We start from the raw sequence: 25,063 nt of genomic DNA on the forward strand, positions 1-25,063 counted from the left end.
TCTTTTCAATGGTTGGTGGCTTATTTTAAACCGTTGACAGGAATGGGGCTGGTTAGTCTGATTTTATATGCTGTAATTGCAATAGCAACAGCGGCTTACATTCATGAAAAAGCAATTCCTATTCCTGCAGATCATTGGCTGGCTTGTCACGTTCGCGCTATTCTTTTTATATGGGAATCAAGTGCTCGGCGCGTTCGGAACTGGTTATATACTGGCGATCACGGTTATGTCGTGTGTATCTTTTGCCCTGATCATCTACGGATATGTGTACTTTGTTTATCCCCGGTTTTATAAAGCTGGCGCCCTTACGCCTTTAGTGCTTGCGACAGCTACTTTATACGCGCTTGCTGTAGTGGGTCGGAGTTTAGTCGAGTACCTGCTGTTAGCCCCGGCTTATACTTTAAACACAGTCACATCTTTCATACACAACCACTCATTGATCAATATCATCAGCTGCTTTATTGCGCTGGTAGTGGGTATTCTTTTAAATTCTGTAGTAGAAAGTATGGCCTTGCAGCAGCGCGAAGCAGAAATGAAACAGAGACAGGCAGAAACAGAACTCAAACTCCTGAAGGCACAGGTACAACCGCATTTCCTTTTCAACTCTTTTAACAACCTGTACTACGACACCTATAAAGCACTGCCGGACGTGGCGCAGCGCATTGCCATGCTATCGGAGATTATGCGCTACTTCCTGGAAGAGAGTCCCAAAGCCAGGGTTCCTATTCAAACAGAAATAGCGTTCATCAAAAACTACATCGAGCTGGAGAGAGTACGTCTCGCTAAGCCGCTCCACATTGGCTTGCAGGTAGACGAGAACGCACATGCACTCGTGCCCCCCATGCTTTTCATGCCTCTGGTAGAAAATCTTTTTAAACATGGCCTGGATAAAAATGCTGAAAACAGCGCCTCCATCACCCTAGCCGTGCAAGAAAACGAAATTGATTTTGTTGTGCAGAACAGAATTGTCTCAGAAGAACCTTCAGCAAGGGTTGGCACAGGCCTGAAGAACCTAACAGAACGGCTCCAGCTTATCTTTAAAGACAAGTATAAACTGGCCACAACACAGCAAGGAGAATATTTCAATGCGCACCTAAAAATCCCGCTGCTATGAATATCAAGTGCCTGATTGTAGAAGATGAACCTAAGGCTGCAAGCCTGCTTGAAGAGTACATACACAACATCAGTTTTCTGGAGCTTTGCCACAAGGCTAACAATGCCATGGAAGCACTTGATTATCTTAACACAGCGCAGGTGGACCTGGCATTTATGGACATCAACATGCCCGGTCTCTCTGGCCTCGATTTGTCTGACCTCTTGAAAGGAAAGCTCAAGGTTATCTTCACCACTGCCTACTCTGAGTATGCGGTGCAGAGCTACGAGAAAAACGCGATAGATTACCTCCTGAAGCCTATCACGTTCCAGCGTTTTATGCAGGCATCTCTAAAAGCAAAGGAAGCCATTAAACTTGCTAACAAAGCAGAAGGGAAAGAAGAAAGCAAAGACACTATTTTTCTCAAAAGTGGGAAGAAAATCGTGCAGCTGAACTGGTCGGAGATTTACTATTTGGAGGGCTACCAAGAGTATGTTGCTGTTGTAACCGACCACGAAAAAATACTCGTTTACAAGCGCATGAAAGAGATGGAAAAACTGCTCCCGCCACAGTTTATGCGTGTGCACAACTCCTTTATCGTAAATATCACCAAGGTTAAGAAAGTAGAGGATAACCACATCTACATCCTGGAAAGGGAAATTCCCGTGAGCAGAAAGTATAAGGAGGGGTTTTATGACGGACTACAAAACAATATGCTCTGACGCTAAGCAGAACTACTTTATTCTGATGACAGCAATTAAGTAATCAATCTATTTACAGCCATGTGCAGATATTTCCATATTTGAAATATAGTTATTATGGGTAAATAAGTAGCTCTAGTTATTTACCTATAAAGTTTACAATCAGCCTTAAGAAGAACAATAAAACAAAAGGGGAGATTGAATTGCAAGCACATATAGACAGCTCGCAACTGTAGACACGATTTATTTCACTTAGACCTGTAGCCACTCCTCTAGTATCGTCAGATCTTTATAGATAAGGTTCTACAATTCCATCCTTTGGTCTATTATAATAATAAAGCAGCTCCACATCAGATTGAGCGGCTTTCTCAGGCTCACCTGCATAGCTGCGCTTCTAGCTTTTCAGCAGGGCAAGCTTGACTCCCAATAATATAAATACCATCCCTGTAAACCTGTCAAGCCATACCCTTACTTTGATATTCTGCTTAATCCTGTTTGAAAGTTTAGCGGAAAAAAGGGCTAAAACAATGCACCAAATCGTTCCGGTAGTAACAAAGGTCAGGCCGAGCACAAAGAAAGGCAAGGCGCTATTGGCATAGCCAGGGTCGATGAACTGCGGCAGGAAGGCCAGAAAGAACAAGGCTACCTTCGGGTTCAGCACATTCGTCAGTATCCCGGACAGGTAAATTTTCCTGTTGCTAATGAATGTTGCGTTCTCTTTGATGGCAAATTCACTCTTATGCTTGGCGGCAACTGACCTAACACCCAAGTAAATCAAGTAAATTGCCCCTGCATACTTTACTACATTGAACGCCGTGGCAGACTGCGCCAGGATAATAGACAGGCCAAAGGCCGCAAAAACGGTGTGAATTAAAGCGCCGGTGGAAATTCCCAAAGCAGAGAGAAGACCTGCCTTCCTGCCCTTAGAGATGCTCCTCCCAAGGATATAAACCGTGTCCGACCCGGGGGTGAGGTTGAGCAAAACCCCCGCCAGGAGAAAGGCCCCGAAATTGATGATCCCAAACATACTTCAATGGTATAACTGGTGAATTGCCTTGCCGCGTTCGGGCAAGGTGCTGTGCTTTCTTTTGACTCGTCTGCGTCTTTGTTCATACACACACTAAGCACCATGCTGTTGCGCACTATCTCCCGGCCTACACAAGATTCTGCCAAAACCAAAATCTTTTGTTGAGGACAATGGATGCAAGCCTCCTTCCTAGGGCGGGCTGGTTCCATTTCTCTCCCTTGTTGCTTAGGACGATCACAGTCACGTTATCGTCAACGAAGCGCTCAATGTCGTTCCTAAACCCATAGCCTTGACCTGCATGTGACAATGTCTTATGCCCGAACGTGATCATGTTTTCCGCAACATACCACCCCATCCCGTATTGGATGATGCCAATAGGAGCAGCACTGACTATTCCAGCCTGCATTTTCTCTAACTGGGCTTTACCCAAGATTGTTTGGGAGTAGAGTGCTTGATCGTATAAGTACATGTCCCCTACAGTCGAATACAGGCCGCCTCCCCCTACACTGAAACTAGAACTTGGGAACTCCACACTCTCCCCAGAAATGTAACCGGTTGCAGGAGCCCTTAGGGATGCTGTATCAAAGGTGGAGTGGCGCATTCCAAGCGGCAGAAGGATGTTCTCGTGCACATACACCTCATAAGGCTTATTGGACACATGTTCTATGATGTGGGCCAGCAGGGAGAAGTTAGCCGTGCTGTACTCAAACTCGGTTCCAGGCAAAGACTTCAAAGGCTGGGCTTTGATGATCTTTACCCATTCTTCTGTGGTGTAACTTTCCGACGGGTCTAAGTTCTCTCTGTAATTTCCTGAAATACCGGAACTGTTGCTCAGCAAATGTTCGATAGTTATTTGATTCCCATTAGGAAAGCCGGAAAGGTACTTGCCGATAGGGTCCTTTAAGGAAAGTAACCCTTTCTCCTCTAGCTGCAATACCGAGACAGCAGTGAAGGACTTGGTGAGGGAGGCAACGGAGAACTGTGTTTCCAAAGTATTCGGTTTCTTTGCCTGGCGGTCTGCGTAACCATATGATTTACTAAATAACACCTCTCCCTGCTTCGCCACTAGAACAACCCCACTAAAACCATTCTCCAGTGCGTACTCATCCATGAACGACTCCAAATTCGTTTCCTTGGAGCTTCCAAGAAAAAAAACCGCCAATGCAGTCAACGCCAAGAATAAACTAAAGACCTTCTTTTTCACTTCTTCTAAGGTGTGGTTTATGAAAGATCAAAGGTAAAATGATCAAATTAGAAATATATAGTTTATTGAATATTTAATTTTAACGTTCTACCCTCAACCCAATATCTATGTCTTGAACTCAAACATGTTGCAAAACACAGGCTTGCCTAGTGACCTGGGAGCGGTATTTTAGTATATGTGAAAGCTGGTATAAAATCACTACCCCGATGTCCCAGAAGGTGGTGGCTTCTATTATGTATTAGCAATGTAAATCAGATAAGGTATTAAATTTGCAGGTAACCGCCTAATACAGCTAAATCCCTGTGGAAAAGATTTGATAATTCCATCCTTTGATTTACAAGAATAAAAGAGCAGCTCCACTTGACATGAAGTTGCTTGTTCAATTCGATAATTTATACTCCTCGGCCTCATTCCTTCATTTTCATCAACTGTGTCATTCAGATAGGTCCATAAAACAGAGCATATGTTCTGTAAGAAAGATAAGAGTGACAAGCATTTACCTGCTGCCAATCGTTCACCTTTAAGCTTTTGAGTAACTCACTTTGGCAAACTGTGCAGCTTAAGGGTCTCAAAGCTTACTCCCATCTCTGAGGGTCAATTTGTTAGCAAAGTATCCGAAACTACAGTATGCTTCCTACTTTATATCTGTAGCAACATTTGTATTTAATACACGTCCAACTGATGAAGGGTCTTTCGTATTTTACCACTTCAACAGATATGCATAGAATACTTTTACTACTATTCGCTGTTGCTATCAGCTTTCCGTGTTTGGCTCAGTTTCCCGCTGAAAAACCTGCTGACGAGCCGTACCTGGACATAGGCGGTGCCCTTCGCTTCAACTACAACCTCTCCACCTGGAAGGAAGACCAATTGGAGCGGGGAGGCGACTTCGGGTTTGATATATTCCGCATAAACGTAGAGGCAGCCTATAAAGGCATTAAGCTAAACGCAGAGTACCGGCACTATGCCGAGGGTTTTGGCGGGGGCATGTTAAAGCAAGGCTGGTTTCAGTATGATTTCTCAGAAGCATCGCAGATACAGGTAGGTTTAAACCAGGTGCCCTTTGGTATTCAGCAGTACAACTCCAACAACTGGTTCTTTAACATGACCTACTACATTGGCTTTGAAGACGACCACGACATGGGTATAAAGTATATCCGCGACACCGGTCGGTGGAAGTGGCAGGCGGCTTACTACAAAAGTGCCGAAGACCTGGTGTTTAGCTCCGCAGAGCCTAGTCCCGACCGTTACTCTTATGACATTACCGGACGTAATAAAGAGAACAACCAGTTCGACTTTAAACTGGTGCGGCGGCTGGATGACAGCCTGGCCCATGAACTGGGCTTTTCGCTGCAAGGCGGCCTGCTATATAACTTAGATACAGAAGAGAACGGCACCCGCTACGCAGGAGCGGTACACTATGAGTATAAATCCGCGACCAGCCCCTGGAACATCAAGCTACAGGCCATGCTCTACCGCATCAATCCTGAATATGCTGCCGGAAATGATCTGAACTTTGTGGAGATGGGTGCCTATGGGGCCAACTACAACGTAGCCAACAAAGGAGAAATTTATACTGCAGGTGTAGCCTACAATATTCCCTTAGAAACCCGCCTGTTGCAAAGTGTTTCCGTGTACAACAACTATGGCTACTATAACAAGCGGGTGAGCGGCTTTGAGAACTCCCACATGAACGTATTGGGTGCTCTATGGACTGCTGGCCCCATGTACATCTACACAGATGCTGCCTTTGGTTACAATCAGCCCTGGCTTGGGCCTGAATGGACAAGCGCTTTCACCACTGGTACCGAAGGGGACACCGACTGGCACATGCGCTTTAACATCAACTTCGGATACTATTTCTGATTTAAACTATTCAATTAATGAGCAAAGTAACAAGAAGTGATACGAAGAAGTCCCTAGGGCTTGAAGTGAACGGACCCGTGTTCTGGTCTTCTATCGTTATACTTGTCATCATCATAGCGCTTGTCCTTATTTTCAGGGAAGGCGCAGAAGTGTTTTTCAGCGAAGCTCAGGCTTCTGTTACCAGCAGTATGGGCTGGCTGTTCATACTTAGTGTAAACATTTTCGTAATCTTCTGCCTATACATGGCCTTCGGAAAGTTCGGCCACATTAGGCTGGGTGGCAAAGAGGCTAAGCCGGAGTTTAGTACTTCTTCCTGGTTTGCCATGCTGTTTAGCGCAGGTATGGGTATCGGTTTACTGTTCTGGAGTATAGCCGAGCCGATCAACCACTTCCAGACGCCCCCGTTGGGAGAACCGGGAACACCTGCCGCCGCCAGGCAGGCCATGAACTTCACATTTCTGCATTGGGGCTTTCATGCCTGGGCTATATATGCACTGGTGGGCTTGTCGCTGGCATACTTTACCTATAGCCGTAAACTGCCCTTAACGGTACGCTCCGTCTTCTATCCTTTTCTGGGCGAGCGTATTCATGGGCTGATCGGGGATATTATTGATATTCTGGCGGTACTGGCGACACTTTTTGGTTTGGCAACATCACTGGGCCTGGGCGTAAAACAGGTTGCTGCTGGTCTGCACCATGTGTTTCCGGCCATTGACAGCGACGTGTATACTCAAATCATGCTCATTGCCGGCATTACGGCCATTGCCACCATATCGGTAGTGACGGGTGTAGACAAAGGCGTGCGTATCCTGAGCGAGTGGAATATCCGCATTGCGCTTGTAATTCTACTGGCGGTGCTGTTCTTAGGTCCGACAGTATTTATACTTGGCTCCTATGTGCAGAACACCGGCTCATACCTTGGTAACTTCCTGCAGCTTTCCTTCTGGAATGAGGCTTACTCTACCCGAAACTGGCAGGGCGGCTGGACAGTGTTCTACTGGGCCTGGTGGATTTCCTGGGCACCATTCGTAGGCATTTTTATTGCGCGCGTATCCAAAGGTCGTACCATCCGGGAGTTTATACTTGGCGTACTCATCGTGCCTTCTCTCCTGTCCTTCCTGTGGATGACCGTATTTGGCAGTACTGCCCTGCGCGAGGTATTAGCCGGGGAGACAGCCATAGCCGAGGCGGTAGCTGCAGATGTATCAACGGCACTTTTTGTCTTCTTTGAGCAACTGCCCTTCTCAACTGTTCTTTCGGTAATAGGCATTATTCTGGTGGCTGGCTTCTTTGTCACTTCCTCCGACTCCGGCTCGCTGGTGGTAGATAGTCTTACCTCAGGTGGCAGAGCAGATTCTCCGGCTGGGATAAGGGTTTTCTGGGCAGTGGCAGAAGGGGCTATTGCGGCGGTGCTACTGCTCGGTGGCGGTCTGCAGGCGCTACAGACAGCTGTGATTATCACTGGGCTTCCGTTTGCACTGATACTGCTGTCGATGTGCTACAGCCTGTACCGGGGCTTAAGCGAGGAGTTGGCAGAAGAGAACAAGTTAGGTAAAGCCCAGCAACGAAAAGATTATCAGCAATTAGTAGCAGAAGTAATAGCCAAACGTGCCGTTAAACATGAAGAGAAGACACCTGTAGAAAAAAGAGACAATCCACCAACCAATCCTAAGCCATGATTGCAATTGATTCTATGATGGTCTGCCTGGACCTAAGCGATATAGACGAAGTACTTGTTCGTTTTACCCGTTCCATCTGCGAGCGCTTGCCCGTTAAGAAAGTATACTTTGTGCACAACATCAAAACTACGGAGCTCAGCGACGAATTCCGGGAGTACTTTGGTGACCTTAACATCAGCAATGAAATAGAAGGCAACATAGCAGACATTGTAACGGAGCACTTCGCCAACTGCACAGAACATGAAATACTCGTAAGTGAGGAGCCAAATACAGAGGTTATACTTGCCGACCTGGTAAAACGCTACAGCGTAAAACTGACGCTGCTGGGCAAGCGCATGAGCGACAAAAGCACAGGTGCCCTGGGTACAAAACTGTTACGAATTCTGCCGTGTAGTGTACTGGTTTTCCCGGAAACGGCCCGCTTCGACATCGCCAACGTTCTCACACCAATAGACTTTTCTGATACCTCAGTGCACGCCTTAAGACTGAGCAAAAGCCTGGCAGACCAACTGGGACTAAACCTGGAGATCATACACGTGTATAAACTGCCAACACAGTACTTTCCGCTCATTTCTGAAGAGAAGGCAACCCGGAAGGCGGAGGAAGTGGTAAAAGGGAAATTTGCTGACTTGCAGAAGCGGCACCAGGAAATTGCAGATGTACCTTACACGTTGGTTCGTGCTGCCGGGAAAACGGTGGCAGAGCGCATTTACATGCAGTTAGAAAAAGGAAAGCACGACCTGCTGGTGGTAGGGCTAAAAGGGCACAATCCCATCCCGTCACTAAGCCTGGGCAGCGTGCCAACAGAACTTTACAACATGGACATTGACATCCCGCTCTGGCTTGTGTATTCTGAAGATGTAATCAAGTAAAACTTTATACTTCACCGGTTGCTCTGACTAAGTTCGTTATACCCGTCACGACCATGTCTATGCCGATGGCACCTACGAAAAAGCCGTTGATGCGAAGCAGCAGCTCCATGTTCTTATCAAATGCTGTCTGAACTCTTTTGGAGCGCATCCCCCTGCGTATTTGCTTTAGCCCCATAATGATGACAAAGTTAATAAGCATAATGAGCGCGAGCGTCACCACACCCTGCCAAAGCACCAATTGTTCTGACATCAGAATAGTAAGCGAAATGGTACCCGCGCCCACCATAAAAGGCAGTGCTATTTCCGAGGCTAAATCGTGCAGATCGCCTTTTATCTGGATAAAGGCCTTCTTGCCTTGCACAATAAAAATGTAAGCCAGCGAGAACAGCACAATGCCACCGAATATCCTGAACGATTCAAAGTTTATACGGAAAACCTTCTGGAAAACCAGATCCCCGAAAACCAGGAACACCAGAAAAATGAAGAAAGAGATGAGTGATGCCTTTAGAAATACAGTCCTGAAGTCCGCATCCGATAAATCGTGCATCACCGGTTTCAGGTAGAGAAAGAGGGCGAAGGGATTTAGCATCACCAGAAAACTAAATATTGCTGCTATCATAAATAAACCGTTTTATAAAGGTACTTTCGGATAATTACCCACTTCTGTTTCTTTTCCGCTCTTGCTGTTTACTAACCTGCTAGGCCTATTTTGCTGGGCTACTTCGTGCGCCTTTGTTACCGCCTGCTCTTCATCATCAAACGCCTGCACTAAGTTTCTGTCATGATCGAGCACACACCATTGGCTCTTTTCCCCGCTCCACTGCACCCGGTATGTCTTAACCTGCTCCTTGTTCCGAAGCAAATCAAGTATAACTTTCCCGTCGCTTTGGTTCCCGTCGGGGTATGGCATGGGCAGCAGCGCAAAGAATACATAGTACAGCGAAAAGTACGTGAACTGATACGTGATGATGCCAGGCTCCAGCGTCTTGTTCTCAATAAGGTAGATGATAATTAAAGCCGCAAGGGAGTTAAAAATTGCGCCCCCGGAGAAGATAAGGATATTGGAAAACCGCTCGTTCCGCTTCAGGTTGTCGAATGTACAGAGGCCGTACCAGAAGTAGTATTTGCGTAGTTCCAGCATGCCCACACGAAAAAGCACGCCACCGGAACCTACAGTTACTTTTATGTTCTTACCTCCCATTAACCAGGCAAAAAACACATGCCCCGCCTCGTGTACAAAGGAGATGATGGGGAGTACAAGGAAGAAGGCCAGGAAAAACTTAGGTATGTCATTTATTCCGAACATATTTTAGGTGTACGGTTAACGGGAAATAGGATTCAATAAGAAGTGAATCTTACTGAAGAAAGCTAATGCTATACATTTCAAGTACAATTAAGAGGGAATTTAAAGCTGCCGTTAGCAATATGCTGATCTTGAGCTTAGCCTTATATTGTAAAGGGACAGGCTAGTCATGCATGTCCCAAACCCTGCAGAGATGGTTAATACATTCAACCCTTCAGGCTACCACATTAAAAAAGCCGCTCCACATCAAATGGAACGGCTTTTTTGGTTCAATTATTTATCTAATTCGAATAGGCTTAATGTATTCTTTGATCAAAAGTTAGTAATAAGCTTTGAGACTATTATAAGATAATCTATTTAGCCCTAACCTAAAGTAAAAGCAATTTATCTACTTACTTTCACTTAATGTAATATGTGAGGTATGGGATAAATATCCCAAGTACTTCCCGCTAGTTATGTTCTCCAGCAAACCAAGCAAACGGACACTTCCATTTTGGCTTTTAACCTTCTGATATACTTCTTCGAAAGATAGATAACCTAACTTAGACTCAAGCATGACAGGACTATGTTCAGCGCCTAAAAACAAACCTAAAGCATAAGGTTTTTTTGAAATCACTTTCCCAGCTGCATCAAAGTGCTGTTTCCATACAACTTCTATAACCGAATATGCCTGAGGTATGTAGGTAACATCCGTAAATATGACGCTATCGCTAAAAAGGTCATACTCCTTTACTTTCATGTTGTCATTCCATTCGGCTATAGACATTTTAATAAGCAGGCTATCAGAAGCATATACATTAGTGACAATACCTTTACTTACAGCATCTAATAACAGAGTGGAAAGCTCCTGGTCCGGCTGCGAGAATGCTGCATTAGCAGGATGACTAAGGTATAGACTCTGGGTTTGCGTAAGAACATAACTTGCCTCCGATGGCTTGAATTTATACTTGTACTTTATTTCCGGTAGTTTAGTCTTAAGCTCGACTTCGTTCTTTCTTTGGTAACGCTCTTCTAACAGCGCTTTAGACATAGGAAGAATTTCGCCTGAAGTATACAGGCTGTCAGGAAGCATGAATGTGTGGGTTAACTCATGATTAGACAAATAGGCTTCTAACTTGGCTATCTCACCTACCTGATTTAATTTAACTGCGACATAGTCGCCTTCCAATTCCGGAGTTACACGGTTAAGCACATTGAAAGCAGCCCAGGAAGCGGTGTGAAGAATATTATTGTTCCAAAGCAGAGGTCCTGCATTTTTAACCCACAGCGCATCATTTTTAGCTAAATAAGTTGCCACCTGATCGAAGGAGACAGAAAAGCTAACCGTTTTGTCAGCAACGTGTATGTTATTGAAATTAAGATAATTAATCTTCCTTACTCTTCCTTTAGCTTTTATAATGTCTATTTCTACTTCTTCCAGCATAGTTGGATGCAAGAAGTCTTCTGAATCGGGAGATGCTGTAATCTGACGCAGTAAATTTTGTTTTGCATCTGCACTAAACGCAACAGCTTTATTTGAAGTGTAATTAACAACGTACGGCGTAATCTCACCAGACTTTATACCTTCCAAAATATAACCAGTAAGCGAGTGCACTTCACTTATAAATGGTCTGTTTTCATTTTGATACAAATTAACAGTTTGCAAATAACGTCCTTGCTGGGCTAAGGTGTTTGTTACACTACCCCAAAGAAGAGTTAGCAACAAACATGATAAGATCCGGGCTTTAAGTAAAGCCAACCGTGGAAATAAAAGGAAAGAGAGTTTCACGACAAAATATATAAGCTGAGTTGATGATTTGACAAATTTAGGAATTAATAAAAGATTGTTTATACTTAGAATTAACTACAGAACTGTCTTTAGAACATTTAGCAATCGAGTGTGAGTACAATTCTTTAGAAGCAAACTAGCTTAAAAAGCTCTTGAAACAGCTGCTCCACCATAGCTAGACAACCCCAAGCTAGATTGGATTGCGCTATTGGGCATTAACCCTTCGCTTCTACTCATGAAGGCATGTGTGAGCTGTAGCCAGTGTAACAGTACAGTTTAGCAGCAGCAATACAGCGAAAGCTTACCTTTTATCTAAAAATCTGAAAAGTTATCTCTCGATTGATGTATGCGGTGTTAAGGGATGAAGTTGAGGAAGATAAGAATCTCCTGAAACACACTTGCTCTTCAGGTACTGCTTCTATATACCAGTTCTCAGTAAGTACTTTTCCTGAAATATCTAATTTAACACTACTAAAAATTACGGTTGTTTCTTTTGGGCTAAGTGTGTATTTCATAACTCTAAGTCTGTTTTAAAAACCTCCAATCTGCAAAACAGCAGAATCACCGTTTTTTAAACAATACCGATTTAGCAAGGTATCCAGTCGAGAAAGTTATCATCTCCTGCTATATTTAAACTCCAAACTCGACATGCCCCCGATGAGACAAGTACTTTTGGCCCTTGCGTTTGTGTTTAGCGCCTACACCTCGTTTGCCCAGTAGGCGCCGGCAGCAGAGGATACCTGCCATGAGCCGGTGCTGGAGCTCTATGACGCCAAACGCCGAAAAGTGCGCGAGGGAACCATGCCCCGCGGTAAAGTAGTCCTTATTGTTCGCAAGAACCCAGCCTGTGACAAACCGATCGTCTTTTCAGTGAAAGGTGGCAGATACTATTACGCTAAGGGAGCCAAACCCCTTGAAACTGTGAGTTTCACAGGTCCGGTGGTGGATTTCACGGAGCAGGCAAAAAAGTACCAGCCGGGCAACCGGATCCTTTTTGAAATCCTAGACCTCACCTATAACTATAACAAGGGCGAGAAACAGGTCAGTTTTCTGGCGGAGTGGTTAAGAGCTGGTCAATTGATAGATGATTGTCAGGCAGACACGGCCAAGCTGCCCAAGTCATCAAATACGCTGAGACAGAGTTTTGTGCTTAGGCAGTTCCTTCAGCTTGAGCTAAGGCGTCTTCTAAGGCAGTTAAATCCCTTTGGGAATAGTTCGATAATTCCATCCTTTAGTTTACCACAATTAATAAGCTGCTCCAATTGATGTGGAGCGGCTTTTTTGTTTCAATAGCTTTGCCCTTCGGTTCTTAAGCTAATTTCTTCACCATAAACTTATGCGGAGCGGCAACATAAGGAAAATGCTTCTTGTACCTGTTGAGCCTACTTTCAAAAAAGAACCAGGAGACTGTACTTACAGCCAACAAAGCAAAGGTGTTTATACTTAAAAGCAAGAAGGGGTCCAGCTCGGTAATCCCGAAGCGTTGGAGCAGACTCTTCATAAAGTACGGCACAAAATTGTGGAATATGTATAGTCCGTAGCTAATCTGCCCTAAGTAAACCATAGGTCTTGAGGAAAGTACCTTACCAGCTGCACCTTTAAAGCCATGTGCTGCTCCTAAAGTTAGGCTTAAAAACAGACCAATTACCGCAAATTCTTTGATTATGATCCAGCCAATCCCCTTCACAGATTCACCTGACGAGAAGTGTAAGATTACAAAGCTTACCAGACCTGCTATTCCCAAAGTTTTTACAGCTAAGTTTAGTCTGTCAGGCCAATGTTTGTTATCATGTGAAGCGATGGCTGTCCCAAACAAGGCAAGCAGCGATCCTGCCCCTAAATAATGAAAGGAGCTTATTGGGAGAACGCCTAGCCTGCTTCCTCCCACATCAAGCAGGAAACACGTTAACTTAAATGTTGGGGCAAGAAGTATGAATCCTGCAATGGTAACAGACAGGTAACGCCTCGGTGTATAAAGTATAACTAACGGCCAAAGCAGGTAAAACTGCTCTTCCACGGCCAGCGACCACAGGTGAGAAGCCTCACCTATCCAACGCCCTTCTTTGAAAATAGCGAAATTTGTAAGATAGCTAAGGTGCCATCCTAGGTAATGTTGCACATTTGCGGAGCCAAGTAGCGCGGCCAGGATAATGACCACATAGTAAAGCGGGAAAATACGTAAAAACCGGCGGGCGTAAAAGCTCCTGATAATTTGCGTTTTGCCAATACCTAAGGACTCGGCTTTCGTACGCGCCTGAAGCAAGATGCCTGTGATCAAATAGCCGCTTAACACAAAAAATAGCTGTACCCCCAGCCCTCCGAGTCCAGTTTGTTTTACCTCCGGCGTCCAATGAAAAAGAACGACAACAGCTACAGCAATTGCCCGAAGGCCGTCTAACTGTACCATGTAACCCGGTACTGTATGTGTAGAATTCATATAAACTTTATACCCCTGCCAGCTTTTTCAATAAAAGCGAAAAAGCAGCCGGCAAAGGTACAAAAAGGAGGAAGTATAGGTTCATCTTTTAACGGTTCATACACAAAGATTGTATGATCGCAGTAAAAATGATTGCAGCACCGTAGTAGTAACCGCAAGAGCTAAGTGTCCGTCAAACTATAACAACAATGATTGATCTATTACTACTTTTAACCGGATTTGTGGCATTAATTTATGGCGCCACGAAGTTAGTTGATGCGGCCTCTAGCCTCGCTGCGAGGCTGGGTGTGCCGAATATTGTGATTGGCTTAACCATTGTGGCTTTTGGCACTTCAGCCCCTGAACTGGTAGTGAACGTTTTCGCTGCGTTAGAAAACAGTACAGACATGATTCTGGGCAACGTACTGGGAAGCAATATTTTTAACGTGCTGGGTATACTTGGAGTCGCCTCCCTTATTTATCCTCTTACAGTAAAGTCCAACACAACGTGGCTTGAGATCCCGTTGAGCTTTCTGGCTGCAGTATCCGTGCTTGTTCTGGCTAATGACGTATTTTTGGACGGGGTTGCAACTGACGCCATATCACGAACAGACGGCATTGTCCTACTTCTCTTCTTCTGCATCTTTCTGGTTTACAACATTTCCCTGGCCATAAGAGGATCGGGGGAGGATGAGACGCCAACCATCAATTACACTTACATGCAGTCAGCACTGTACTTGCTGGTGAGATTGGCAGGACTGATCATTGGAGGCAGGTTGATTGTAACAAGTGCTGTGAGCATTGCAGAGACATTCGGGCTATCTGAGCGTGTCATCGGCCTCACAATTGTCTCGATCGGTACCTCATTGCCTGAACTTGCCACTTCCGTAGTAGCAGTCAGAAAGCGCAACGTTGACATTGCAATAGGAAACGTAGTGGGGTCGAACATATTCAACATCTTTTTTATACTTGGAATATCCACAGTTGTAACGCAGGTAACGGTAAAGCCGGAATCGGGCATTGACATAATGGTCAACATAGCAGCCAGCCTGCTCTTGTTTGTTTTTGTCTTTATAGGCAAGGGAAGACAGTTAGTCCGCTGGGAAGGAGGAGTTTTACTTGCCTTATATGTCGGTTATCTTCTTATGCTTTTAATTTAACTAAAGCCAAATAAATGTTGTGCTGATCAGACCTTATTAATAACAGTTCAGGACTAATAGCATACATAAACTATATACAAACAAAATATATTACCCTCCCTATTGCTTTAGTCGAAACAACCTCATTCCTTTGCTGCGATGAAAAGTGCAGGTATACAAATATTTAAAAAGCTGAACATATTGCTGGCAATCCTGCTTTGCAGTTTTCTTGCTTTTGCTATGCCTGTCACCTTAAAAGCAGCTCCAGTACTGGATGTTTCGCAGCAGGAAAATGTAGACTTTGCTGCAGAAAACCAACTGGTGTTATTTGCTGGTGAGGTATCTTCTGGAGAGCCAGAAGCTGTTCTACAGTTGGATAAATCACTACTAACTCCAATCTTTCAGGTATTGCTGCAACAGCTATACCCAAGCGCACAATTCACTGCACCAGCACCGCACTCCTACCCTGCCTCTAAAGGCGATTGCGGCCTGCACACCATCCTGACAAAAGGTCCTTAGTAATATTTCATTTCCTGCCCTTCTCTAACCAGAGAAGCTTAACGACCTGTGCCTCTCTGCATGGGTACGTCTGCTATATTTTATTTTCTTTTTTCCTACCCACTAAGGGAAACTTATATGGAGCTATTACAGCACCTAATCGATTTTATTTTGCACATCGACCAGCACCTGATCGTGCTGTTGCAAGAATACCAGACATGGATTTACCTGATCCTATTCCTGATTGTTTTCTGTGAGACAGGCTTGGTGGTCACACCTTTCCTGCCCGGCGATTCCCTCCTGTTTGCGCTGGGAGCATTGGCTGCCATTCCATCTTCCGGATTAAATGTCATTATGCTACTGTGTATACTTTGCGTGGCGGCTATACTAGGCGACTCCTTCAACTACCTTACAGGGATTAAATTAGGCAGCAAAGTATACCATAAAAACTACTGGTTTTTGCGCCAGAGCCACCTGCACCAGGCAGAATTATTTTATGGGCGCTACGGCGGCCGTACCATTATCTACGCCCGCTTTATCCCCATCGTACGCACCTTTGCACCCTTTGTGGCAGGTATGGCCAAAATGAACTACAGGCGCTTTTTATACTTCAATGTGGCGGGGGCGCTATTGTGGGTGTTTTTCTTTATTCTAATCGGCTATCTGTTTGGAAATCTACCTACTGTAAAGAAAAACTTCTCACTCCTGGTTTTGGGAATTATCTGTGTGTCGATGCTGCCGCCTGTGTTTACAATAGTCAAACAACGTCTGAGACTCCGCAGTCAGCTATAGGCTATTAGTACTAAATAAAGCTACAGCAACAGCTTAATTCAAAGCCTTTTCATCAAGCTAATTATCATTAAATGAGTCTTTCTTCTAAAGGCAACGCAATTTCCACGGCGGGAGTGTTAATCTCGCTAGGCATCATTTACGGCGACATCGGCACCTCACCGCTGTATGTTATGAAAGCCATCATCGGAGATGCGCCTATTTCAGAGGCGCTGGTCTATGGTGGTATCTCCTGCGTTTTCTGGACACTTACGCTTCAAACCACGCTTAAATACGTACTGCTTACCCTACAAGCAGATAACAACGGCGAGGGTGGCATTTTTTCTCTGTACACCTTGATCAGGCGTAAAGCAAATTGGTTGATTGTACCAGCTATGGTTGGAGGAGCAGCGTTATTGGCGGACGGCATTATTACGCCGCCGATCTCTGTCTCCTCCGCTATAGAGGGTCTGCGTATCCTTTACCCTGATATTCCTACTGTTCCGATTGTGCTGGCTATACTTACCGGTCTCTTTCTGATGCAGAGCTTTGGAACTGAGATTGTGGGCAAGGCTTTTGGCCCGATCATGCTGCTATGGTTTACGATGCTGGGCTCGCTGGGCGCTGTGTCGCTGTTGCACCACCCGGAGATCTTGCAGGCTCTAAATCCTTATTATGCCTATAACCTGCTGGCAAACTATCCGAATGGTTTTTGGCTGTTGGGTGCAGTGTTCCTTTGTACCACAGGGGCCGAGGCACTTTACTCTGACTTGGGCCACTGTGGGCGACCTAACATTCGACTGAGCTGGACTTTTGTAAAATTATCATTGCTGTTAAACTACCTGGGTCAGGGTGCCTGGCTCATGACACAGGAAGGAAGCCTTTTAACCGAAAATCCTTTTTATGGATTAATGCCAAGTTGGTTCCTGCTTTTTGGTATTACGATAGCAACCATTGCAGCCATCATAGCCAGTCAGGCGCTTGTATCGGGCTCTTTTACCCTTATCAGTGAGGCCATTAGGCTAAACCTGTGGCCTAAGGTAAAACTGGTTTATCCAACTAACCTGAAGGGGCAGCTGTATGTTCCTAGCATCAATTGGCTCCTGTGGCTGGGTTGTGTGGGTGTGGTGCTGTACTTCCGAGAGGCGGAGCACATGGAGGCAGCTTATGGTTTAGCCATTACCATGGCTATGCTTTCCACCACCATCCTAATGTCTTATTACCTCTATACCAAATGTAAGTCGAAGGTACTGGTATCGGTTTTTTTAGCTGTTTACCTGGCAATAGAGCTAGGGTTCTTGGTGGCAAACCTCAGTAAGTTTCCGCACGGAGGCTGGGTATCTGTATTGATTGGAGGATTGTTGCTGGCGGTGATGTACATCTGGATCAATGCTTATAGTATCAAGCGCAGCTTTACAGAATACGTGCGACTGAACAACTATCTGCCTGCCCTTAAAGAGCTTAGCTCAGATGAAACTATACCGAAATACACGACACATCTGGTGTTTATGACGAGCGCTGCCAATCCCAAAGAAATTGAATCAAAGATCATTTACTCTATCTTTCAAAAGCGGCCTAAGCGTGCCGATATCTACTGGTTTATACATGTAGAGACAACGGATCAGCCTTATACTACCGAATACAAGGTGCGTCACATGGCTGAGGATGATGTGATCCGCATCGACTTTAAACTTGGTTTCCGAGTGGAGCAGCGAATTAACCTCTTTTTCCGCACAGTGGTGGAAGAGCTCGTAGAGAACGGCGAAGTGGATATCACCAGCCGCTACCACTCCCTGAGTAAGCAGCACCTGATCGGTGACTTTAGGTTTGTGGTGCTGGAGAAGTTCCTCTCCTACGAAAATGACCTGCCTTTCAGTAAACGACTCATCATGGAGTGGTACTTCAACCTGAAGCAGTTTGCCACTTCCGAAAGCAAATGGTTCGGGCTGGATAGCAGCTCGGTAAAAGTGGAGAAAGTGCCGTTGGTAATTATGCCGGCAAAGTTGCCGCAATTAAAACGTGTAATGGCTTAACGTAAAGGGGAAATGGCTCTGACAAAAGAAAGCCTTCAGGCAAAGTTCTCTACCCGCAAACTCATCCTACCAATGCTGCTGGGTTTGGGTGTTGTCGGATATATGCTGTACCAGAACTACGAACCGGGGCAGGTTCAGACCCTACTCCAGGCTAGTCCTTTCTGGCTGGGTATGGCTTTGCTCGTGCTGCTGGTGCGCGACTATGGCTATGTGCACCGTATTCGCTATGTCACTGAAAAACAGCTGACATTGAAGCAGAGTTTTCAGGTGATTATGTTGTGGGAGTTCGCCTCCTGCGCCCTGCCCTCGGTTGTTGGTGGCACTACCGTTGCAGCGTATATCCTCTTTAAAGAAGGGATAGCACTAGGTAAGTCTATTGCGCAGGTGATGGTAACAGCCATGCTTGATAATTTATACTTTGTGCTGGCCGTGCCACTGGTGCTGCTGTTTGCAAAAGGGCAAATACTACCCGAATTGGAGATGCTGAATGAAACTGTCAGACAGAGTTTAGGCATTGCCTTTGTCATTTCCTACCTGCTGATTGCCCTCTACGCCTTCACTATGTTCTACGCCCTATTCATTAACCCTAAAGCGATAAAGCGTCTTCTAATCAGGCTGGGGCAACTAGGATTGTTTAATCGGTGGAGACAAACTCTTTTCCGTCATGCGAACGAACTCCTGATAGCCTCAGGCCACTTGCGCTCCAAAAGCATGAATTATTGGCTGCATGCCAGCATCTCCACTGCTTTTGTATGGACTGCACGCTATGCCATCATCGGTTGCTTTATAGCGGCTTTTACAGAACTTAGTATAGCAGATCACTTTATCGTATTCGCACGCAACCTGGTGTATAAGATCGTGCTGCTTATATCTATAACGCCGGGCGGCGCAGGTTTTGCGGAGATAGCTTTTCCTGCCTTTTTCGGAGCTTTCCTGGGCAGCTTTACCACTATCATTGTGCTGCTCTACCGCCTGCTGACTTACTACCTTTACTTGATAGCCGGAACTTTGGTTTTCCCCCGTTGGGTTGCCAGGGTGTATACTTCCGAAGCTAACAGTACAACACCTGATATTACCTTAAAATCCAACTCAACACCAAGTATACAAATGGCTGTAGGCCAGCCGTAATATGAGTAACTTCCTCAAGAATCTTACACGCCGCAAAAGTGCCACGGCACTATTGGCAGATTATAAGCAGGATGGCAACATCCATGGCACAGATTTAGTACGCGCCCTGCGCCTGAAGGACCTTGTTTCCTTTGGCATCGCAGCCATCATCGGGGCTGGTATCTTCAGCACCATCGGCAACGCCAGTGCAGCCGGCGGTCCGGGCGTTTCGCTGCTATTCATTTTCACAGCCATTGCCTGTGGTTTCTCCGCCCTTTGCTATGCCCAGTTTGCCTCTACGATACCAGTATCCGGAAGCGCTTATACCTATGCCTATGCCTCCTTTGGTGAGTTGATTGCCTGGATAATCGGATGGGATTTACTAATGGAATATGCCATCGGCAACATAGCCGTGGCTATCTCCTGGTCAGATTATTTTACCGCAGTGATGCAAGGTGTAGGCTTGAGCTTGCCTGAATACCTGACGATGGACTACCTCAGCGCCTCACGTAGCTATCATGCTGCACTGGAACTGCTGGCAAAAGGTCAGGCGTTTTCTACACTGCCAGGCAATATGCAGGAAGGCTACCAGGCATGGCTTAATGCTCCCTCATTAGGCGGTTTTAAGTTAGTTGCTGATTTTCCTGCACTGAGCATCACCGTCCTGATCACTTACTTAGTATACATTGGAATTAAGGAATCGAAGCGCACCGCTAACTTCCTAGTACTACTGAAGCTACTGGTCATCCTGCTGGTCATAACCGTAGGAGCTTTTTATGTAAGCACCGACAATTGGACACCCTTCGCACCAAACGGATTGGCCGGTATTATGAAAGGCGTGTCGGCGGTATTTTTTGCCTATATTGGCTTTGATGCCATCTCTACAACTGCCGAAGAGTGTGAAAATCCGCAGCGCGACCTGCCGCGTGCTATGATCTTTGCCCTCGTCATCTGTACCGTGCTTTATGTGGTACTGGCGCTGGTGCTTACAGGGATGGTGCCTTTTAAAGAACTGGCAGTTGGAGATCCGTTGGCCTATGTATTTTCAAGAGTTAATCTGGATGCTATAGCAGGCATTGTGGCCGTGAGTGCCATTGTGGCGATGGCCAGTGTGCTGCTGGTTTTCCAATACGGTCAGCCACGCATCTGGATGACAATGAGCCGCGATGGACTCTTGCCAAGTGCCTTCTCGCGCATTCATCCAAAGCATAAAACACCATACTTTGCCACCATCGTGACCGGTGTGGTTGTAGCAGTGCCTGCCCTCTTCATGAACCTGACAGAAGTAACGGACCTGACAAGTATCGGAACGCTGTTCGCTTTTGTGCTGGTGTGCGGTGGTATACTCCTGCTGGAAGAAAAACAGAAGGAAGCCACTGCAACACATAAAGGTTTCCGGGTGCCCTACATCAACGGTAAGTATGTATTGCCGGTGTTAATCTTAGTAGCCATAGTGCTGCTGTTCCGCTACAACGCGGCAGAGTTAGCAACATTTTTCAGTATGAGCGGTGGATGGAAAAGCTTTCAGCACAAAATTCCGCTGATCGGCTTCATTGGTGTAAGCATCATGCTTACAGTTTTGACCTATAAAAGAAATCTTTCGCTTATTCCGGTGCTCGGCCTCCTCACTAACCTGTACCTGATGACAGAACTGGGCATTACGAACTGGAGCCGATTTTTAGCCTGGTTGGGGCTGGGATTGGTGATCTATTTTGCCTACGGGTACCGCAACAGTAAACTGCACAACAAACTAGCAGCTTTAGAAGCATAATTCATCTACAACTTGAAAAGTCAGAAGAACATAGAAATCCTTAACATCCTGCTTTTGTGGGTTGGCTTGCTATGTCTATCTGGATACCTGAAGGCGGAGCAGCTACATCAAAATACTGTAAGCTATAAATCAGGCACATCAGCCGAAGAACTTACAACTGAAGAGCAAGCTTTTCCAGTAGCTTTCTCAGAGCCTACTGCACCGCCACGCACTTCAACTCCTCCTGATCCGGTGCTCTCAAGTAGTGGGTATAGGTATTCTCTGCAGTCGCAGCAACCAACGCAACATGAATTAAAAGTTGTCAATGCTGCTACCAGCTTCTCTACCCTCACACAGCAGTTCCGGATACTACCCAACGCTCCTTAGCCATTTCTTTTCGCCTAGCCTGATGATGTGTGTCTCACTGATACACCTTTTCAGGCTCACACCTATTTTCTCGGAACTATGCTAAAGGCTGCTTCAATAGTAGCTGCAGCTATTCCTTATACACTTAACACTCCATAATAAAATTATTAATGGCTAAGAATATCTTTGCGACAAAGTCTGTCGATAAACTCATAAAAGAATCTGAGAGTGGCGAGCACGGCCTGAAGCGCACGCTCACCGCCTCTAATCTGACCATGCTAGGCGTAGGCGCCATCATAGGGGCAGGTATATTTGTGCTCACTGGTACGGCAGCCGCTAACGCTGCAGGACCGGCAATTGTCATCTCTTTTCTAATTGCTGGCTTAGGCTGTCTATTTGCTGGTTTATGCTACGCTGAGTTTGCTTCTATGATTCCGATTGCCGGCAGCGCTTATACCTATGGCTATGCCACTTTAGGAGAGTTCGTTGCTTGGATCATCGGCTGGGACTTAATACTTGAATACCTCTTCGGTGCGGCGACGGTGGCTGTAGGCTGGAGCGGTAATTTTGTGAGCCTACTTAAGTCGCTTGGCATTCACATTCCGACTGCTATAGCATCTGCTCCGCTTGCTTATAATGGCGGATCTTTTGAGCTGACTGGCGCGATTATCAACCTGCCCGCGATTATTCTTATACTTGTCATGACAGCCTTGCTAGTGGTGGGTATACAGGAATCAGCTAAGTTTAACAACATCATAGTGGTGGTAAAAGTAGCTATCGTGCTACTGGTTATCGGCTTTGGCTTTCAGTATGTTAACTCTGCGAATTGGGAGCCTTTTATCCCGGCTAAGGAAATACTGACAGACGGCAGCAGCCGCTATGGCTGGCAAGGTGTGGTGGCTGGTGCCGCCATCGTGTTCTTCTCCTACATAGGGTTTGACGCCGTAAGTACAGCCGCACAGGAAGCCAAAAACCCGCAGCGCGACATGCCAATAGGTATGCTGGCATCATTGGGCGTTTGCACACTTCTCTATGTACTGATGTCGCTGGTGCTTACCGGTATGGTTCCTTTCAAGATGCTGAACGTGCCGGATCCGGTATTGGTAGCGCTACAGGCAGCTGGTCCGGGTCTGAAATGGCTGTACTTCTTTACAGGTGTGGGTGCTGTGGCAGGTCTAGCTTCGGTAGTGTTGGTAATGCTGATGGGCCAGCCGCGTATCTTCTTTGCCATGAGTCGCGATGGTTTGCTACCTGCAATGTTCGGAAAGGTGCACCCTAAATATAATACGCCATACGTCACTACTATTCTCACAGGATTGGTAGCAGCTGTGGTTGCCGGTATTTTCCCAATTGGTTTGCTGGGAGAGTTGGTGAGTATAGGTACATTACTGGCCTTTGTGATTGTCTGTGCCGGCATAATTATTCTACGTCGCACCAATCCTAATATTCACCGCCCATTCAAGACGCCACTTGTGCCGCTTATTCCTATCCTCGGCATCCTCATCTGCGGATACATGATGGTAAATCTGGGATTTGACACTTGGTTACGCCTGATTGTTTGGATGGGAATCGGGGTGGTCATATACTTCCTCTATGGCCGCAGACACAGCAAATTACAGAAGCAAGAAGTAGAGAAGCCTTTAGAGCTGGTTAAGTAGCAGCATACTAGAGGCTTTCGGATAATAATTTACTTAAAACATAAAGATGGACACACAATCAATTGTAATGGCTTTTGGCTCTTTAATGTTAATGGCCGCGATAGCTATATACTTCTGGCAAAAGCAAAGGATTAATCAAAATGAGGCAAAGCTACGGTTTGACAGGCTGGGTGAAGCCAAAGGTTTGACTTTCTCGCAGTACGAGTTCTGGGGTTCAGGATATGCTGTTGGTTTGGATACCTCCAAGCAAGTGCTTTGTTATCTTACTAATATAGCTGATAAAGAGGATTGTACATTGGTTAGTATAGCCGAGGTAGTGAAATGCATAGTGATCAATGATTACAGAGATGTAAACGGTACCAGAGTAATTGATCAAATTAGGCTTGATTTCACTTTTAAAGGCTCACGTGCTCATAAAAGATTGCTGTTCTACGACAGAGAAATCAACCTGAATTTTACAAATGAACTTTTAGTAGCAGAAAAATGGAAAACCGTTATAACCTCTTCTATCAGTTCAAGCAAGTTAGCTGAAATGTGTTGATTGATAAAGCCCGCTGTTGATGACAGCGGGCTTTTACTTTTATCTTTTAGTTCACACATCTAATATTCTCAATTCATGGACACACTATACCTTATAGCTTTCTTGTCATTCCTTACTCTGCTGACATTTGTCTTTAGGTATGTAGACAGTAAAAAGAAATAGCTAAATACTTACTATGAAAAGCTTATTACTTAGGAGCCTGCCAAGAATAACACGTGAATGTGAATACTCTTCTATAAAAAGCATGCATCCAGCTATGTGTCTGGCGCTTGTGTGTCTACTACACTTATTGAATTGATTACATTATATAAAATTTCTCCGGGGCCAATGGCTTTGGTACTTCCGGCTCCTGCAGTACTTGCTTAATATTGATTTCTATAGTCCTGGCAATGGCAGTAACAGAGGTATCAGTTGGCTTGTTCCGGAAAGGGTCCTGCATGTGCTTAGCAGTCTTTTCAATCAGGAAGAAGGTGGAGGCTATCAGCGTTAGCACAGGTATCTCGTAAAGCCCGATGGTTTCTACCAGAGCCAGGGAGAGGATTACCAGGAAAAGATAGATGAAAAAGTGTAGGAAAAGTCCATATGTTACAGGAAACACGGTGTTGTTGATGCGTTCTGCCTTGCCCATTGAATCGCATAAGCGTACCATAGTATTATCAAGCTGCACTTGCTGAAAATCATTCACAGCCTCCTTTTGGTGGAGATCCTTCAGGTCCCGCATATGTAGCATCAATAAAGCATAAGGCTTATTATTCTGCTTCTGAATAAATGTCAAGTCTTGCTCATGCAACAGTTCTTGCTGTTTTTCAGAGATTGGCTCCAGTCCTCTTAGCGACTGACCCAGGCAATAGCACCAGGCAATCTGACGGTGTGCCAATCTTATTATAGTTGAAGATTCCTCAGTACTCCTAAGGCTTTCATCAACAAAGCCCTTAAGTTGAAGTACCAGGGAGCGTGAATCATTAACAATTGCGCCCCACACCTTCCGGGCCTCCCACCAGCGGTCATAGGACTGGTTGAGTTTGAATGCCAACAGCAGCGAGATGGAGATACCTAGTATAGTTGGCAGCTGAAACGGAACCAGCGGTAAGTAATCTGAGAAAAAATACTTCAGCAGATGAAAGGCAACAGAAAACAACAACACCCTAAGCACGTCATTTTTGATCTTTCTAAAGACATAGCGGAAAGGGATTCTCTTTTCTATCAGCATATGGCAAATATCTTCATTCGTGTTACTTTTATTTTTAAGTTGTACTATGTTTTTCATTTACCGG

22 protein-coding genes are annotated in these 25,063 nt (G+C 45.4%); 15 read left to right on the forward strand and 7 right to left on the reverse strand.

Translation table 11 applies throughout. The annotated features are described in order from the left end of the window. Positions 1 to 103: 103 nt before the first annotated feature. Together H8S84_RS05005 and H8S84_RS05010 are read left to right on the forward strand one after the other, a co-directional pair. Positions 104 to 1,114, forward strand: a complete 1,011-nt coding sequence (locus H8S84_RS05005; protein ID WP_187066148.1) for a sensor histidine kinase — start codon at positions 104 to 106, stop codon at positions 1,112 to 1,114. Further along, positions 1,111 to 1,815, forward strand: a complete 705-nt coding sequence (locus H8S84_RS05010) for a LytR/AlgR family response regulator transcription factor (protein WP_187066149.1) — start codon at positions 1,111 to 1,113, stop codon at positions 1,813 to 1,815. The genes H8S84_RS05005 and H8S84_RS05010 overlap by 4 nt, the downstream gene beginning before the upstream one ends. Before the next feature lie 373 nt (positions 1,816 to 2,188). Here H8S84_RS05010 and H8S84_RS05015 read toward each other — a convergent pair whose 3' ends face one another. Both H8S84_RS05015 and H8S84_RS05020 read right to left on the reverse strand, forming a co-directional pair. Then, positions 2,189 to 2,821 carry a LysE family translocator gene (locus H8S84_RS05015; RefSeq protein WP_187066150.1) on the reverse strand — a complete coding sequence of 211 codons (633 nt, stop codon included), beginning with the start codon at positions 2,819 to 2,821 and terminating at the stop codon, positions 2,189 to 2,191. Positions 2,822 to 2,948: 127 nt separating this feature from the next. Further along, positions 2,949 to 4,025 (reverse strand): serine hydrolase domain-containing protein, encoded by a 1,077-nt coding sequence (locus H8S84_RS05020; RefSeq protein ID WP_187066151.1) that lies wholly within the window; start codon positions 4,023 to 4,025, stop codon positions 2,949 to 2,951. Positions 4,026 to 4,742: 717 nt separating this feature from the next. Here H8S84_RS05020 and H8S84_RS05025 point away from each other — a divergent pair. From H8S84_RS05025 to H8S84_RS05035, 3 genes are read left to right on the forward strand one after another with little or no spacing between them, the layout of a single operon-like run. Then, positions 4,743 to 5,891 (forward strand): hypothetical protein, encoded by a 1,149-nt coding sequence (locus H8S84_RS05025; RefSeq protein ID WP_187066152.1) that lies wholly within the window; start codon positions 4,743 to 4,745, stop codon positions 5,889 to 5,891. A 17-nt stretch (positions 5,892 to 5,908) separates the two neighbouring features. Next, positions 5,909 to 7,570, forward strand: coding sequence for a BCCT family transporter (locus H8S84_RS05030; protein ID WP_187066153.1), 1,662 nt, complete (start codon positions 5,909 to 5,911; stop codon positions 7,568 to 7,570). Continuing rightward, positions 7,567 to 8,442, forward strand: a complete 876-nt coding sequence (locus tag H8S84_RS05035; RefSeq protein ID WP_187066154.1) for a universal stress protein — start codon at positions 7,567 to 7,569, stop codon at positions 8,440 to 8,442. Before H8S84_RS05030 ends, H8S84_RS05035 begins: the two co-directional genes overlap by 4 nt. 4 nt (positions 8,443 to 8,446) lie before the next feature. On the opposite strand, the gene H8S84_RS05040 is transcribed toward H8S84_RS05035, so the two are convergent. The 3 genes from H8S84_RS05040 to H8S84_RS20295 all read right to left on the reverse strand — a co-directional run bounded on the left by H8S84_RS05040 (position 8,447) and on the right by H8S84_RS20295 (position 11,513). After that, positions 8,447 to 9,061 (reverse strand): MarC family protein, encoded by a 615-nt coding sequence (locus H8S84_RS05040; protein ID WP_187066155.1) that lies wholly within the window; start codon positions 9,059 to 9,061, stop codon positions 8,447 to 8,449. Positions 9,062 to 9,073: 12 nt separating this feature from the next. After that, entirely contained in the window at positions 9,074 to 9,748 is a 675-nt protein-coding gene (locus H8S84_RS05045; protein WP_187066156.1) for a M50 family metallopeptidase, read from the reverse strand. Between the two features lie 385 nt (positions 9,749 to 10,133). After that, a complete protein-coding gene (locus tag H8S84_RS20295; RefSeq protein WP_187066157.1) occupies positions 10,134 to 11,513 on the reverse strand; it encodes a hypothetical protein in 1,380 nt (459 codons plus the stop codon). 801 nt (positions 11,514 to 12,314) lie between these two features. Here H8S84_RS20295 and H8S84_RS05055 point away from each other — a divergent pair. Further along, the gene (locus tag H8S84_RS05055; protein ID WP_187066158.1) at positions 12,315 to 12,779 is read left to right on the forward strand and encodes a hypothetical protein; all 465 of its coding nucleotides are present in this window, start codon (positions 12,315 to 12,317) and stop codon (positions 12,777 to 12,779) included. 43 nt (positions 12,780 to 12,822) lie between these two features. On the opposite strand, the gene H8S84_RS05060 is transcribed toward H8S84_RS05055, so the two are convergent. Further along, positions 12,823 to 13,950, reverse strand: a complete 1,128-nt coding sequence (locus tag H8S84_RS05060) for an acyltransferase family protein (RefSeq protein ID WP_187066159.1) — start codon at positions 13,948 to 13,950, stop codon at positions 12,823 to 12,825. 188 nt (positions 13,951 to 14,138) lie between these two features. Here H8S84_RS05060 and H8S84_RS05065 point away from each other — a divergent pair, with 188 nt between their 5' ends. The 9 genes from H8S84_RS05065 (at position 14,139) to H8S84_RS05105 (ending at position 23,789) form a co-directional block, all read left to right on the forward strand. After that, positions 14,139 to 15,089: a calcium/sodium antiporter gene (locus tag H8S84_RS05065; RefSeq protein WP_187066160.1), complete on the forward strand. Its 951-nt coding sequence runs from the start codon at positions 14,139 to 14,141 to the stop codon at positions 15,087 to 15,089. 219 nt (positions 15,090 to 15,308) lie between these two features. Continuing rightward, positions 15,309 to 15,587 (forward strand): hypothetical protein, encoded by a 279-nt coding sequence (locus H8S84_RS05070; RefSeq protein ID WP_187066161.1) that lies wholly within the window; start codon positions 15,309 to 15,311, stop codon positions 15,585 to 15,587. 117 nt (positions 15,588 to 15,704) lie between these two features. Next, positions 15,705 to 16,358, forward strand: a complete 654-nt coding sequence (locus tag H8S84_RS05075) for a DedA family protein (protein ID WP_187066162.1) — start codon at positions 15,705 to 15,707, stop codon at positions 16,356 to 16,358. A 71-nt stretch (positions 16,359 to 16,429) separates the two neighbouring features. Beyond that, on the forward strand, positions 16,430 to 18,367 hold the full coding sequence (locus H8S84_RS05080; protein WP_187066163.1) for a KUP/HAK/KT family potassium transporter: 1,938 nt from the start codon (positions 16,430 to 16,432) through the stop codon (positions 18,365 to 18,367). Positions 18,368 to 18,379: 12 nt separating this feature from the next. After that, positions 18,380 to 19,495: a lysylphosphatidylglycerol synthase transmembrane domain-containing protein gene (locus H8S84_RS05085; RefSeq protein WP_187066164.1), complete on the forward strand. Its 1,116-nt coding sequence runs from the start codon at positions 18,380 to 18,382 to the stop codon at positions 19,493 to 19,495. Between the two features lies 1 nt (position 19,496). Then, positions 19,497 to 21,245: an amino acid permease gene (locus H8S84_RS05090; protein WP_187066165.1), complete on the forward strand. Its 1,749-nt coding sequence runs from the start codon at positions 19,497 to 19,499 to the stop codon at positions 21,243 to 21,245. 12 nt (positions 21,246 to 21,257) lie between these two features. Then, positions 21,258 to 21,611 carry a hypothetical protein gene (locus H8S84_RS05095; RefSeq protein WP_187066166.1) on the forward strand — a complete coding sequence of 118 codons (354 nt, stop codon included), beginning with the start codon at positions 21,258 to 21,260 and terminating at the stop codon, positions 21,609 to 21,611. Positions 21,612 to 21,760: 149 nt separating this feature from the next. Further along, on the forward strand, positions 21,761 to 23,248 hold the full coding sequence (locus tag H8S84_RS05100) for an amino acid permease (RefSeq protein ID WP_187066167.1): 1,488 nt from the start codon (positions 21,761 to 21,763) through the stop codon (positions 23,246 to 23,248). A gap of 46 nt (positions 23,249 to 23,294) precedes the next feature. Beyond that, on the forward strand, positions 23,295 to 23,789 hold the full coding sequence (locus tag H8S84_RS05105) for a hypothetical protein (protein WP_187066168.1): 495 nt from the start codon (positions 23,295 to 23,297) through the stop codon (positions 23,787 to 23,789). 298 nt (positions 23,790 to 24,087) lie between these two features. Here the strand turns inward: H8S84_RS05105 and H8S84_RS05110 are convergent, their stop codons facing one another. After that, positions 24,088 to 25,056, reverse strand: a complete 969-nt coding sequence (locus tag H8S84_RS05110) for a bestrophin family protein (protein ID WP_230407043.1) — start codon at positions 25,054 to 25,056, stop codon at positions 24,088 to 24,090. Positions 25,057 to 25,063 lie beyond the last annotated feature (7 nt).

Source organism: Pontibacter cellulosilyticus (assembly GCF_014306105.1).
In the GTDB taxonomy this organism is placed as follows: Bacteria; Bacteroidota; Bacteroidia; order Cytophagales; family Hymenobacteraceae; genus Pontibacter; species Pontibacter cellulosilyticus.

Coding starts and splice junctions, on each gene's coding strand:
- H8S84_RS05035 (WP_187066154.1), top strand. CDS start 7,567: ATGATTGCAATTGATTCTATGATGGTCTGCCTGGACCTAAGCGATATA.
- H8S84_RS05080 (WP_187066163.1), top strand. CDS start 16,430: ATGAGTCTTTCTTCTAAAGGCAACGCAATTTCCACGGCGGGAGTGTTA.
- H8S84_RS05075 (WP_187066162.1), top strand. CDS start 15,705: ATGGAGCTATTACAGCACCTAATCGATTTTATTTTGCACATCGACCAG.
- H8S84_RS05060 (WP_187066159.1), bottom strand. CDS start 13,950: ATGAATTCTACACATACAGTACCGGGTTACATGGTACAGTTAGACGGC.
- H8S84_RS05090 (WP_187066165.1), top strand. CDS start 19,497: ATGAGTAACTTCCTCAAGAATCTTACACGCCGCAAAAGTGCCACGGCA.
- H8S84_RS05010 (WP_187066149.1), top strand. CDS start 1,111: ATGAATATCAAGTGCCTGATTGTAGAAGATGAACCTAAGGCTGCAAGC.
- H8S84_RS05105 (WP_187066168.1), top strand. CDS start 23,295: ATGGACACACAATCAATTGTAATGGCTTTTGGCTCTTTAATGTTAATG.
- H8S84_RS05040 (WP_187066155.1), bottom strand. CDS start 9,061: ATGATAGCAGCAATATTTAGTTTTCTGGTGATGCTAAATCCCTTCGCC.
- H8S84_RS05005 (WP_187066148.1), top strand. CDS start 104: ATGAAAAAGCAATTCCTATTCCTGCAGATCATTGGCTGGCTTGTCACG.
- H8S84_RS05110 (WP_230407043.1), bottom strand. CDS start 25,056: ATGAAAAACATAGTACAACTTAAAAATAAAAGTAACACGAATGAAGAT.
- H8S84_RS05065 (WP_187066160.1), top strand. CDS start 14,139: ATGATTGATCTATTACTACTTTTAACCGGATTTGTGGCATTAATTTAT.
- H8S84_RS05100 (WP_187066167.1), top strand. CDS start 21,761: ATGGCTAAGAATATCTTTGCGACAAAGTCTGTCGATAAACTCATAAAA.
- H8S84_RS05025 (WP_187066152.1), top strand. CDS start 4,743: ATGCATAGAATACTTTTACTACTATTCGCTGTTGCTATCAGCTTTCCG.
- H8S84_RS05055 (WP_187066158.1), top strand. CDS start 12,315: ATGCCCCGCGGTAAAGTAGTCCTTATTGTTCGCAAGAACCCAGCCTGT.
- H8S84_RS05070 (WP_187066161.1), top strand. CDS start 15,309: ATGCCTGTCACCTTAAAAGCAGCTCCAGTACTGGATGTTTCGCAGCAG.
- H8S84_RS05015 (WP_187066150.1), bottom strand. CDS start 2,821: ATGTTTGGGATCATCAATTTCGGGGCCTTTCTCCTGGCGGGGGTTTTG.
- H8S84_RS05085 (WP_187066164.1), top strand. CDS start 18,380: ATGGCTCTGACAAAAGAAAGCCTTCAGGCAAAGTTCTCTACCCGCAAA.
- H8S84_RS05045 (WP_187066156.1), bottom strand. CDS start 9,748: ATGTTCGGAATAAATGACATACCTAAGTTTTTCCTGGCCTTCTTCCTT.
- H8S84_RS05030 (WP_187066153.1), top strand. CDS start 5,909: ATGAGCAAAGTAACAAGAAGTGATACGAAGAAGTCCCTAGGGCTTGAA.